The organism is Alphaproteobacteria bacterium PA2 (assembly GCA_002256425.1).
Lineage (GTDB): Bacteria > Pseudomonadota > Alphaproteobacteria > Caulobacterales > Caulobacteraceae > Phenylobacterium.
Genome location: NKIZ01000001.1, coordinates 1143132 through 1155389 on the forward strand (window position 1 = coordinate 1143132; position 12258 = coordinate 1155389).

Annotated in this window: 7 protein-coding genes and 2 pseudogenes; 6 read left to right on the top strand and 3 right to left on the bottom strand. The window is 62.9% G+C overall.

What is annotated here, in order from left to right:
- The first annotated feature begins 96 nt into the window (after nucleotides 1-96).
- The 3 genes from CFE28_05545 to pgsA are packed head-to-tail and all read left to right on the top strand — an operon-like array spanning nucleotide 97 to nucleotide 3766.
- A complete protein-coding gene (locus tag CFE28_05545; protein ID OYU69512.1) occupies nucleotides 97-1233 on the top strand; it encodes an acyltransferase in 1137 nt (378 codons plus the stop codon).
- 49 nt (nucleotides 1234-1282) lie between these two features.
- Nucleotides 1283-3148, top strand: coding sequence for an excinuclease ABC subunit C (locus tag CFE28_05550; GenBank protein ID OYU69513.1), 1866 nt, complete (start codon nucleotides 1283-1285; stop codon nucleotides 3146-3148).
- A 9-nt stretch (nucleotides 3149-3157) separates the two neighbouring features.
- Entirely contained in the window at nucleotides 3158-3766 is a 609-nt protein-coding gene (gene pgsA / locus CFE28_05555) for a CDP-diacylglycerol--glycerol-3-phosphate 3-phosphatidyltransferase (protein OYU69514.1), read from the top strand.
- 3 nt (nucleotides 3767-3769) lie between these two features.
- On the opposite strand, the gene CFE28_05560 is transcribed toward pgsA, so the two are convergent.
- Nucleotides 3770-4630 carry a hypothetical protein gene (locus tag CFE28_05560; protein OYU69515.1) on the bottom strand — a complete coding sequence of 287 codons (861 nt, stop codon included), beginning with the start codon at nucleotides 4628-4630 and terminating at the stop codon, nucleotides 3770-3772.
- A 7-nt stretch (nucleotides 4631-4637) separates the two neighbouring features.
- Entirely contained in the window at nucleotides 4638-5135 is a 498-nt protein-coding gene (locus tag CFE28_05565; GenBank protein ID OYU69516.1) for an AsnC family transcriptional regulator, read from the bottom strand.
- A 140-nt stretch (nucleotides 5136-5275) separates the two neighbouring features.
- Between CFE28_05565 and CFE28_05570 the strand changes: the two genes are divergently transcribed.
- From CFE28_05570 to CFE28_05580, 3 genes and pseudogenes are all read left to right on the top strand, one after another.
- Nucleotides 5276-8674, top strand: a complete 3399-nt coding sequence (locus CFE28_05570) for an indolepyruvate ferredoxin oxidoreductase (protein OYU69517.1) — start codon at nucleotides 5276-5278, stop codon at nucleotides 8672-8674.
- Between the two features lie 127 nt (nucleotides 8675-8801).
- Nucleotides 8802-9905: pseudogene (locus CFE28_05575) on the top strand (hypothetical protein).
- 283 nt (nucleotides 9906-10188) lie between these two features.
- Nucleotides 10189-11304, top strand: a pseudogene (locus CFE28_05580) (hypothetical protein).
- 137 nt (nucleotides 11305-11441) lie between these two features.
- Here CFE28_05580 and CFE28_05585 read toward each other — a convergent pair.
- Complete coding sequence (locus tag CFE28_05585) at nucleotides 11442-12224, bottom strand: hypothetical protein (GenBank protein OYU69518.1); 783 nt, start codon at nucleotides 12222-12224, stop codon at nucleotides 11442-11444.
- Nucleotides 12225-12258: the final 34 nt, after the last annotated feature.

A 12258-nucleotide genomic window follows, 5' to 3' on the forward strand; every position in this document is an offset into this window, starting at 1 on the left:
GGGGGTAAATCCCGGTTCAGCATGTTGCCGACCCGGGGGGCAGACCCGGAAATCTCCACGGTCTGTTTAGGTGTGTGAGGCTCTCTGTTTCCAGATATGGCCGATTCGGCGACCGGCAGACTGGCGAGCAAAATGACCCTGGCGATCCCTGCCGCCCGTTCGGAAAACAAGCTTCTCGGCCTTGAAATCCTGCGGTTCATCACCGCCTTCGCCATACTGGTCTGGCACTACCAGCACTTTTCCTTTGTTGGCGAAGAGGCGACTGGCTTTGTCCGGAACCAGCAGCCGCTCTACGGATTGTTCAGGCCCTTTTTCGACTACGGCTTGAACGGTGTGCAGGTCTTCTGGTGCATCAGCGGCTTCATCTTTTTCCACAAATACCGCGACAGTCTGGCGGAACGACGGGTGGATGGCCGCAGTTTTTTTGTCCTGAGGTTTTCCAGGCTCTATCCGCTTCATCTCTTCACCCTGCTGGTCGTCGCAGGCCTGCAGGTCCTGTATGTCGGAAGCCATGGGTTCAGCTTTGTCTACGGCAACAACGACCTGAAGCACTTTGTCCTGCAACTCTTCCTGGGCTCCTACTGGGGTCTGCAGAACGGGTTGAGTTTCAACGGACCGATCTGGTCGATCTCCATGGAGGTCCTGGTCTATTTCGTCTTCTACGCCTGCCTCCGACTGTTCGGGCGTACCAACCTGGTGAACCTGGCCATGATCGGCCTGTTCCTGCTGGCCAAGTCCCGGGGAAGCGAAAGCGCCCTGGTCAATGGCGTGGGCTTTTTCTACGCGGGCGGCCTGGCCGCTATTTTCCGGGGGCGATTTGCCGGTCATCGGGCCTGGCCCTGGATCCAGATTGCCGTGCTGACCTGCCTCTCCTGCGCAATCTCCGCCGCGGCTGGTCTTGATGTGCTCAGCGACAGCGAAAAGACCAATAGCGCCCTGTTTGTCCTGACCCCTCTGGTTCTGGTGCTGGCGGCCGGCCACCTCCCTGCGCCCCCCGCTGTCGCCCGGGTGATCGAGGGGTTCGGGAATCTGACCTATGCCAGCTATCTCCTGCATTTCCCCCTGCAACTGGCCGCGATCCTTGGGTTTTCGGCGCTGGGTCTGGCTGTTCCCTTCTACAGCAGCAGTCTCTTTGTGGTTTATCTTGTGGTGGTCCTTGCCCTGTCCTGGGTTGCCTTCAGGTTCTTCGAGAAGCCTGCCCAGAACGCCATCCGCAGGGCCTGGCTGGCCTGATCCCTTCGGAAATCCGCTGCGCCGCGCCGGACTCGCCTATATGTAGGCCATGGCTTCGGACGTGACCGATCAACCCCTGCAAGGCGCGGCCCTGATCAAGGATCAGGTGCGCCGGCTCCCGGACTCGCCGGGGGTCTATCGTATGATGGGCGAAGACGGCGAGGTCCTCTATGTGGGCAAGGCCCGGTCCCTGAAGAAGCGCGTCATCCAGTATGCCCAGGGCCGGTTCCACACCCAGCGCATCGCCCTGATGGTCGACCTGACCCGGTCCATGGAGTTCGTCACCACCCGCACCGAGACCGACGCCCTTCTGCTCGAGATCAATCTGATCAAGCAGATGAAGCCAAGGTTCAACGTCCTGCTGCGGGACGACAAGAGCTTCCCCGAAATCGTCATCCGGCGCGAACATCCCGCTGCCCAGCTGCGCAAGCATCGCGGGGCCCATACCATCAAGGGCGACTATTTCGGGCCCTTCGCCTCGGCCCACTCGGTGACCAAGACCCTCAACACCCTGCAGAAGGCCTTCCTCCTGCGATCCTGCTCCGACAGCGTCTATGAGGCGCGGACCCGACCCTGCATGCTGCACCAGATCAAGCGCTGCGCAGCGCCCTGTACGGGCCTGATAAGTCTGGAAGACTATGCCGGGCTGGTTGACCAGGCCGAGGACTTCCTGCGGGGCCGGAGCCGGGCGGTGCTGGCGACCCTGTCGTCGCAGATGCAGGCGGCTTCCGATGACATGGAGTTCGAGCTGGCTGCCCGCCTGCGTGACCGGATCCGCGCCCTGGCCTCAGTCTCCCAGGAGACCCAGATCAATCCGGAGTCCCTGGAGGAGGCCGATGTCTTCGCCCTGCACGCAGAAGGGGGTCAGGCCTGCATGCAGGTCTTCTTCTTCCGCGCCGGCCAGAACTGGGGCAACCGCGCCTACTTCCCCCGGGTGGACAAGACTGATGGGGATTCTGAGGTCATGGCGGCCTTCCTGGGCCAGTTCTACGACGACAAGCCCATCCCCAAGCTGATCCTGACCAGTGTCGAGCCTGACGAGGCCGACCTGCTGACCGAGGCCTTTGGTATCAAGGCCGGCCGCAAGGTCGAGATCACACGGCCCCAGCGGGGTGAGAAGCGCCAGCTTGTCGATGACGCCCTGACCAATGCCCGGGAGGCCCTGGGGCGGAAGATGTCGGAAAGCTCGGCCCAGTCGAAACTGCTGGCCGGCGTCGCCGAGGCCTTTGGTCTGGACACCGACCCCGAGCGGATCGAGGTCTATGACAACAGCCACATCATGGGCACCAACGCCGTCGGCGGCATGATCGTCGCGGGCCGCGATGGCTTCCTGAAGAGCCAGTACCGCAAATTCAACATCAAGGGGACGGACCTGACCCCTGGCGATGACTACGGCATGATGAAAGAGGTCTTCCGACGCCGGTTCGCCCGATTGGTGAAGGAAGAGGAGTCCGGCGACAGCCGCGCCCGCCCGGACCTGGTCCTGGTGGATGGCGGCGCAGGCCAATTGGCGGCCTCCCTCGAAATCTTCGAGGAGCTCGGCATAGACGACATCGCCATTGTCGGTGTGGCCAAGGGCCCTGACAGGGACGCGGGGCTTGAGCGCTTCTTCCTGCCCGGCAAGCCGCCCTTCATGCTCGAGCCCAAGAGCCCGGTGCTTTACTACCTGCAGAGGCTGAGGGATGAGGCGCACAGGTTCGCCATCGGCACTCACCGCATCAAACGCTCGGCGGAAATGCTCAAGAACCCGCTGGACGAGATCGACGGCGTCGGTCCCGGTCGCAAGCGGGCCCTGCTGCACGCCTTCGGGTCTGCGCGGGGTGTGTCCCGCGCCTCGGTGGATGACCTGGCCAAGGTCGATGGCGTCAGCGACGCCCTTGCAGAACGCATTCACGCCTTCTTCCGAAAGGGCTAAGCTCAACCCATGAAGGCCATTCCGAATCTTCTCTCCTCAGGGCGGTTGGTGCTGACCCTGTTCATGTTCCTTGCCCTGGCTGCGGTCGGGGGCGGGATTCCGTTCCTGATGATCAGCCCCGAGGCCCATCAGGGCCTGGTCAGGTTCGCCTTCTGGGCCTTTGTCGTGGCGGCGGTGACAGACTTTTTCGACGGATGGCTGGCGCGAAAACTGGATGCGGTCACGGTATGGGGCGCCATTCTGGATCCGATCGGCGACAAGGTTCTGGTGTGCGGCGCCATTCTGGGCCTGCTGGCCATGGGCCCCCAGCCCATGGTGATCGTGCCGTCCGGCCTGATCCTGTTCCGCGAATTCACCGTCAGCGCCCTGCGGGAAGTGGGCGCCGGCAAGGGCATCAAGCTGCCTGTCACCCTGCTGGCCAAGTGGAAGACCACCTGCCAGCTCACGGCGCTGGGGGCGGAGCTTCTGCTGGCGGCCGGTTCGGCCTTCACCATGACGCCGGCCTGGCGCGAAGCCCTGGCCCTTTTCGCCCACGGCACCCTCTGGGTCGCCGCCGTCATCACTATCGTCACGGGGTTCCAGTACTGGGACCAGACCCGCAAGGCGCTGCAGGATTAGAGATCAGGGCAGGGGGATGAACTCGGCGTCATCGGCGTCGGGCAGTTTCATCCGGCCTGCCTTCCAGTCCGCCTTGGCCTGTTCGAGGCGCTCTTTCGAAGACGAGACGAAGTTCCATTCCAGGAACCGCGGTCCGACAGGCTCTCCACCCAGCAGCATGACCGTCGAGGTCGTGTTTGCGGTGAAGAGGACAGGCGCACCCGGTTTGAACACCAGCATGCGCCCGGCCCCGAAGGTCTGGTTGTCGACCTCGACCTCCCCCGAGACAACATAGGCCGCCCGCTCGGGATACTCCGCTGGCAGCTGGGCCTGGGCTCCGACCTGCAGAACCCAGTGCACATAGAACATGGGCGAGTGGGTCCTGACCGCGGCCTCTGCGCCAAACGCCTTGCCGGCGATCAGGCGGGCCCACATGCCGCCGCCCTCATAGGTCGGCAGGTCGCTGATGTCGTGGTGCGCGAAAGCCGGGTCGGTCTCCTCCAGATGGTCGGGCAGGGCGACCCAGGCCTGGATCCCGTGAATGGGACCACCCCGGGCCCGCAGGCCCTCAAACCGTTCCGAGTGTGTGATCCCCCGGCCCGCCGTCATCCAGTTCACTTCGCCAGGCACAATGACCTGGGTGGCGCCGACGCTGTCGCGATGGGTGATTTCCCCGTCGAACAGATAGGTCACGGTTGAGATGCCTATGTGGGGGTGAGGCCGGACATCGGCGCTGCGCGGCAGATCCCGGGGGAAATCCGACGGCCCCATGTGATCGAAGAAGACAAACGGGCCGACCATGCGCCGTTTTGCATAGGGCAGGACCCGACCGACTTCGAAGCCGCCGAGATCCTTGCGCTTCTGGTCAATGACGAGGTCGATCATGGTCGGTTCAGCCCTGGGTGCTCACATAGGCGCTGATCAGGCCCAGGGGCGCGGCGGTGGTGTTCTTCACGGCGCGGATGACAATGCGGCTTTCAATGTTCGAGACCAGGCCCAGACCCAGGATCTTCTCCCGCAGGAAGTCGTCAAAGGCGTGCATGTCGCGGGTGACGATCCGCAATTCATAGTCGGCTGCGCCGGTTACCGTAGCGCATTGCACCACTTCCGGCAGCTTGACGATGGCGGTCTCGAAGGCGTCGAGATTGTCCTTGGTCGGCAGGGACAGCTTGACCGTGCAATAGACCTCGAACCCCAGGCCCAGCTTTTCCCGGTCCAGAATGGTCACCCGGCGCTGGATGACTCCGGAATCCTCAAGGCGCTTGATACGCCGCCAGCAAGGGCTGGAGGACAATCCGACCCGGTCGGCGATCTCGGCGACGCTGAGGGCAGCGTCATGCTGGATAAGGTCCAGAATCTTGGCATCGACCGCGTCGAGGGGCTCGGACATGTTTTACTCGCGAAATAGGGGTAAAATGGCTTCAATCGTGCCGGATCAGAGGCTCTTGGGGCATGCCTTTGGCAAGCAATTGCGACAATCTTATATGATCTTGCAAGGACTTTGGCAGTCTCAAAAGGAAGGAATTTGCGATGCAGCGCCTGGAAGCGACGCTCGACGACAAGTTTCTGCTCAAAGAGGGCCGGGTGTTCATCACCGGAGTCCAGGCCCTTCTGAGGGTCATGATCGATCAGCGCCGCCTGGATGAGGCCGCCGGGCGTAACACTGCAGGCTTCCTGTCCGGCTATCGCGGCTCGCCACTCGGGGGGCTGGACCAGCAGGCGCACAGGGCGCGGAAACATCTGGACGCCGCCCAGGTGGTCTTCAAGGAGGGGCTCAACGAAGACCTGGCCGCCACGGCCGTCTGGGGCAGCCAGCAGGCCAACCTGTTTCCCGGCGCGCTCTACGATGGCGTTTTCGGCATGTGGTACGGCAAGGCGCCAGGGGTGGACCGCACCGGAGACGCCTTCAAGCACGCCAACTTCGCCGGAACCCATCCCACCGGGGGTGTGCTGGCCGTGGCCGGTGATGACCACACCTGCAAGTCCTCCACCCTGCCCAGCCAGTCGGAATACGCCTTCCAGGACTTCGAAATGCCGGTCCTGTCGCCGGCCGATGTGCAGGAGGTCCTGGACTATGGCCTGCTGGGCTATGGCCTCTCGCGGTTCTCCGGCCTGTGGGTTGGTCTCATCGCCCTGGCTGACACCATGGACTCCGGTGTCACCATCGACGTCTCCCTGGACCGCCACAAGATCATCACCCCGGCCAACTACGCCCTGCCGAGCGGGGGCCTGGGCATAAGGCTGAAGGACCAGCCGCTGGACAAGGAGCGCCGTCTCCGGACCCACAAGATCCCCGCCGCCCTGGCCTTTGCCCGGGCCAACAGGATTGACCGCGTGGTGCTGGGCGCGCCCCGGCCCCGCCTGGGCATTGTCTGCCAGGGTCAGGCCTACAAGGACGTGATCGAGGCCTTTGCGGCCATGCGGATCTCGTTTGCGGAAGCCGCAGACCTCGGGGTAGCCATCTACAAGGTGGGCATGCCCTGGCCCCTGGAACCCCAGGGCCTGAAGGCCTTCGCCGCCGGTCTCGAGACCCTGATGGTCATTGAGCACAAGCGGCCCCTGATCGAGGGCCAGGCCCGCGCCGCCCTCTATGACCTGCCGGCCCATGCCCGCCCGCGGATCATCGGCAAGACCGACGAGCAGGGCCATCCTCTGCTCTCGGAGCTGAGCTCCCTTTCCGTCGCCGAAATCGCCCTGGCCATTGCTGACCGCCTGCCGCCAGGCCCTCACATGGACCGGGTGCATGACTATCTGAGCCGCGTGTCGGCCGCCTCCATGGCCGCCGTCACCCTGGCGACCGACCAGCAGCGCAAGCCCTTCTTCTGCTCCGGCTGCCCGCACAATACCTCGACGCGACTGCCAGAAGGCTCCCGGGCCCTGGCCGGGATCGGCTGTCACTATATGGCCAGCTTCTCTGATCCCCAGACCGACCTGAACAGTCACATGGGCGGGGAGGGTTTGACCTGGGTAGGGTCCGCGCCCTTCACCTCGGAAAAGCACGTCTTCGTCAATCTGGGGGACGGCACCTATAACCACTCGGGCTCCCTGGCCATCCGCGCCTCGATCGCAGCAGGGTCGCACGTGACCTACAAGCTGCTCTTCAATGACGCTGTGGCCATGACCGGCGGACAGAAGGCAGAGAGCGGCTTTACCCCCGCTCAGATTACCCGCCAGCTGGCGTCCGAAGGCGTGGCCCGCACGGTGATCGTGGCGGCGGAGCCCGAGCGCTATCAGGGCGTCACCGACCTGGCGCCTGGGGTGGAGGTGCATCCCCGTTCGGAGCTGATGGCGGTCCAGCGCCTGCTGCGCGACACCCCCGGCGTCACGGTCCTGCTCTACGACCAGATCTGCGCCACCGAAAAACGCCGTCGCACCAAGCGGGGAACCCTGGCGGCTTCGCCCCGGCGGGTCTTCATCAATCCCCTGGTCTGCGAAGGCTGCGGGGACTGCTCGAAGGCGTCCAACTGCGTCGCGGTCGAGCCCTATGACACTGAATTCGGACGCAAGCGGCAGATCAACCAGTCCAGCTGCAATACCGACTATTCCTGCCTGCAGGGCTTCTGTCCGTCCTTCGTGACCCTGGAAGGGGCGGAAAACGCCCTGGGCGCCGCCCGTCCGGCCCTGAGCGCAGCATCGACTCCGTCACCGGCGTTCGAGCCCCTGACAGGCCTGCGGAACATCGTCTTCACCGGCATTGGCGGAACGGGGGTGACCACGACCGCCTCGATCCTGGCCATGGCCGCCCACCTGGACGGTCACGCCGCCTCGGTGGTGGACATGACAGGTCTGGCCCAGAAGGGCGGGGCCGTCTTCAGCCATGTGCGTATCGGTTCAGAGGCCGACAGCGTGGTCGGCGGACGGGTTCCCGCAGCCAGCGCCCACGTACTGATCGCCTGTGACATCCTCTCGGCCGCGGGCCCGGACGCCCTGGCCCTCTACGCCAGGGACCGCACCATGGCGGTGGCCAATTGCGACTTTGCGCCTACAGCTGATTTCGTCACGGACCGGGACGTCCGTTTCGACGCTGCGAACATGGGCAAGCGGATCGCCGCAGCCACGCATAGTTTTGACGAGGCCCCGGCCCACCATCTGGCGGAGAGCCAGTTCGGCGACGCCATCTACGCCAATATGATCATGCTGGGGTTTGCCTGGCAGAAGGGCCATGTGCCGGTTTCCAGTCAGGCCATGTACCGGGCCATCCAGCTCAATGGCGTGGCGGCTGACCAGAACTTTCAGGCCTTCGAACTGGGGCGCCAGGTCGCGCATGATCCGCGCCTTGCCCAACCTGCGCCGGCCCCCGATCCAGCCACCATCCCCCTGGACGATCTGATCGCCCGCCGGGCGGAAGACCTTAAGGCCTATCAGAACGCCGCCTATGCTGAAGACTACCGCGCGCGCGTCACCAGGATTGCAGGCCTTGGATCCGACGCCCTGACCCGTGCGGTCGCCGTCAATCTCTACAAGCTCATGGCCTGCAAGGACGAGTACGAGGTGGCGCGGCTCTATTCCGACGGAAGGTTCGCCGCCGAGCGGAGCAAGGCCTTCAAGGGCGGCCGGGCCAAGGTCTGGCTTGCGCCGCCCTTCCTTGCCCTCAAGGACGCCGAGGGGCGGCCGCGCAAGGTGGCCTTCGGTGGCTGGATGCTCGACGTCGTCTTTCCGCTGCTGGCGAAAATGAAGGGGCTCCGCGGGACCGCAATCGACCCGTTCGGCGCAACGGAAGAGCGCAGGATGGAACGTCGCATGGTTGCGGATTATCAGGCCGACCTTGCGAGGATTGAAGCCGAGTGGAGGGACCCAAGGGCAGGCTTGGCGCGTGAGCTGGCAGAGATTCCGCAACGGATACGTGGGTTTGGGCATGTGAAGGCCGCCAGCTTCAAATCTGCTGCAAGCCTGCGAGATGGCCTCTGGAAGGCATGGGAGAAAGCCTAGGACAAGTGTCCTCAAAGGCAGGAGGTATTGCTACTACTGGTAGGTATATCTCAATCTTTGCAGGTGAAGAACCTAGCAAGGGTTGGGCTTGGTGGGCTGTTCGAGCCTCCAGCCGCAGGGAGCAGAAGTGGTCGCTGCGAGACGAAATCTACGGACCAGAGGGGGCGACCGCTCCATCAGGAACCTTGACGCCCTAAAGCGTACGGCTTCGACGAGCCGTGTGCTGAATCTTCTTTCAGTCGCAGACGACCGTGACCCCGAGGACCGGACCTACGCGGCCCTGCCATTCTTCACCAATCCAATTCTGAACGAAGCGATTGTCCTGAAACACCGGGTCCGCCGGGACGAGCGCTATGTGTTCGACTATCCTCCGACTGTCGCCACGAAAGTCATCCTGCCCTTTGAGCGTAAGGATCTGCGCCTGGGCGGGCAGTCCTTTTTCGTTGGCCAGCGGGGGTGGTTGTCCCTTCTGGACGAATTCTCGCAGAACCAGGACTTCAACCAGCGCGACATTGCACTTCTGCAGGACCTGGACGAACTGCCCTCCCTCGACCCGTTCCTGCTGAAGGAACATCTTCATCGTCGGGGATATGCAATTTCGTCCACCTATTTTGCCATTTCAGACGCCGATATGCAGCGCATGCAGACCTTTGTTGGATCCCAGATCCAGGTGCTGATCGCGCGCGCATTTCCCAACCGCAACTCGAATAACAGTCAGCAGAAGATGGCCAGCCTCATCCTCTCCACGACGATAGACGAGCGCCTTGAGCCCCTTCGGCAGGTCATGCGGCTCGATGAGGAGAGCTACCGGGAAGGCATATTCAGCTGGAAGGGCTTTCTCTATTACAAATGGGCTCTGAATGACCTCATTCCGCGCCTGGTCGACGTCCTGGAAGAAATACCTCTGCTCAAGGCTTCCAACTTTGTGGACAAAGACCTTGCCCGAATGATCGAGACTTCAAAGACCGATCTGGTCCGCACAATCCAGTTACGCAAGCTGGAGGTGCAGGGCGCCCTGCTGGTCTATGATGACGCCTACCGGGACCTGACCCAGAACGACAAGCCCATGGCGTTCAGGGATTTTCTGATGAACGCGCCAAGCATGTTCCTCGTCCTGGGCGAACGCATAGGCGTGATCCAGCACATTGTCAGTTTCTGGCAGTATCGGTTCCCGCTGGCGACAGACCTGGTGGCGCCAACCGAGGAAATCGTCGATATTCTGCAGGACTTCTCGCAGAACCTTGAAACCTTCGAGCCGACCTTCGAGCAAAAGCGTCCGCCACCTCGCAGGAGGCGAAGCACCGCATCCGTCGAGGATGACAGCAATCCTTACATATCGATCGCCCCCTTGGCCTCGAGGCCAGGCGGGAAATGACTCCCGCAGGTGGCGTCGGGAGCCTGCGCCCCCGTATTCAGCTACCTCTGGTCGTTCTTTTTCAATCTTTAGGCCTGAAACTCCGTCCCGTGAAAATGCCCGGCTGTGATGGGTGTTTCAGCAAGGGAACTGTTCGGACGTGGCCGCCGTAAAACGCAATAACAGGACGCGAGGCGGGGATCGATCGATCCGTAATCTCGACGCCCTGCGGCGGACAGCCTCGACCAGTCGCGTCCTGAACCTGCTGGCGGTGGCCGAAGGGCGCGACCCTGAGGACGAGATCTATGTGTCCCAGCCATTCTTCGCCAACCCCATCCTGAATGAGAGCATTGTCCTGAAGCACAGGGTGCGACGGGACGAGCGCTTTGTGTTCGACTATCCGCCGACGGTCGCCACCAAGGTCATCCTGCCTTTTGAGCGCAAGGATCTGCGCCTGGGCGGTCAATCCTTCTTTGTGGGGCAGAGGGGATGGCTCTCGCTGATGGAGGAGCTGACCCAGGATCACGACTCCATCCATCGGGATGCGGCGCTCCTCCAGGACCTCAGTGAGTTGCCCTCGCTGGATCCCTTTCTCCTGAAAGAGCATCTGAACCGTCGCGGATATGTCATCGCACCGGCCTATTTCGCCATTTCCGACGCCGACATGCAGCGCATGCAGACCTTTGTCGGCACGCAGATCCAGGCCCTGATCGAACTGGCCTTCCCGAACCACACCAGCAATGCCAGCCAGCACAAGATGGCCGGTGTGATCCTCTCGACGACCATTGACGAGCGACTGGAGCCGCTGCGGCGGGTCATGCGTCTGGATGCTGAAAGCTATCGGGAGGGCATCTTCAGCTGGAAGGGGTTCCTCTATTACAAGTGGGCCCTGAACGATCTGATCCCGCGGCTTTCCGACGTTCTCGACGAAGTCCCGCTCCTGAAGTCATCGAGCTATATCGACAATGATCAGGCCCGGATGATCGAGGCTTCCAAGTTTCAGCTGATCAAGACCATTCACCTGCGGCGGCTGGAAGTGCAGGAAGCCCTTCAGGTCTATGACGACGCCTATCGCGACCTGACCCAGAACGACAAGCCCATGGCGTTCCGCGACTTCCTGATGAATGCGCCCAGCATGTTCATGGTCCTGGGCGAGCGGATTGGCGTGATCTCGCACATTGTCAGCTTCTGGCAGTATCGCTTTCCGACAGCCATCGACCTTATTGCCACCACTGAAGAGGTGGTCGACATCCTGCAGGACTTCCACTCCAACCTGGAAGCCTTTGATGTCGCCGCCATGGCGCCCACCCCACCGCGTCGCCGCAGGCCTTCGCCTTTGGGGTCTCAGGACGAGAACAATCCCTATGCGACCATGGGAATGCTTGCCCAGGGTTCGGCCGAATTGACAGAGCCCTAGGCGGGGACGATCTCGGCCAGGGCCGCCTTCAGCGTTGAATAGTGTGACAGGCCGGGAAACCGGCGATCGGCCCTCAGGTTTGGCAGGCGAGCGGCGAGGGCGTCGGCCATGTCCGGCGGCGTCCAGGTATCTGCCATCCCCTGCCAGAGGGTGACGGGCGCGGTGACCTTGGCGAGCCGGCCTTCTCCCGACCGGACAAAGGCCAGGATTTCCCGCCTGTATCCCCTGGCCCCATCGCGCAGGGAGCTTTCGAGCAGATCCATGATCATCTCTTCAAACCCGGCGGTCGCCGCCAGGTCACGGTCAGCGCCGGCGGCCTTGCTGAACAGCTGGCCATAAAGCACCTGCGGCGCCGCCGCAGCCAGCCGGCCCTGAAGCGTGGTCATGAACCCGAAAGCCCAGGGTGCAGTCCGGGCCAGGTTGAACACGACGCCACCAGCCATGCGCGGGAGGTAGTTTCCCGTTTCCAGAGGGGCTGGCGGTGAGATCAGGTCAAGAGTCAGGTCTCTCCCCAGGGCGCGTCCTGTCAGACGTATCGAGACCTCCATGGCGACAAAGGCGCCCATGGAGAAGCCTGCCAGGCGCAAAGGGCCGGAGGGAAACCGCCTCATGATTTCATCGGTCAGATGATCAATATAGGCGTCAAAGGCGAGGTCGGTGCGGTCTGATCCCCGATCCGGAGCAAAGAGGGTCATCGGGTCGGGCCGTCGGGCCGCCAGGGTCAATTCGGCCGGCGAGCCGGGCTGGCCATGGAAATAGACCAGGTTGGGTGTCGTCATTTCAGCGCCTCGAGGCCAGATCGAACCACCACGG

Coding starts and splice junctions, on each gene's coding strand:
- CFE28_05545 (OYU69512.1), top strand. CDS start 97: ATGGCCGATTCGGCGACCGGCAGACTGGCGAGCAAAATGACCCTGGCG.
- CFE28_05550 (OYU69513.1), top strand. CDS start 1,283: ATGGCTTCGGACGTGACCGATCAACCCCTGCAAGGCGCGGCCCTGATC.
- pgsA (OYU69514.1), top strand. CDS start 3,158: ATGAAGGCCATTCCGAATCTTCTCTCCTCAGGGCGGTTGGTGCTGACC.
- CFE28_05560 (OYU69515.1), bottom strand. CDS start 4,630: ATGATCGACCTCGTCATTGACCAGAAGCGCAAGGATCTCGGCGGCTTC.
- CFE28_05565 (OYU69516.1), bottom strand. CDS start 5,135: ATGTCCGAGCCCCTCGACGCGGTCGATGCCAAGATTCTGGACCTTATC.
- CFE28_05570 (OYU69517.1), top strand. CDS start 5,276: ATGCAGCGCCTGGAAGCGACGCTCGACGACAAGTTTCTGCTCAAAGAG.
- CFE28_05585 (OYU69518.1), bottom strand. CDS start 12,224: ATGACGACACCCAACCTGGTCTATTTCCATGGCCAGCCCGGCTCGCCG.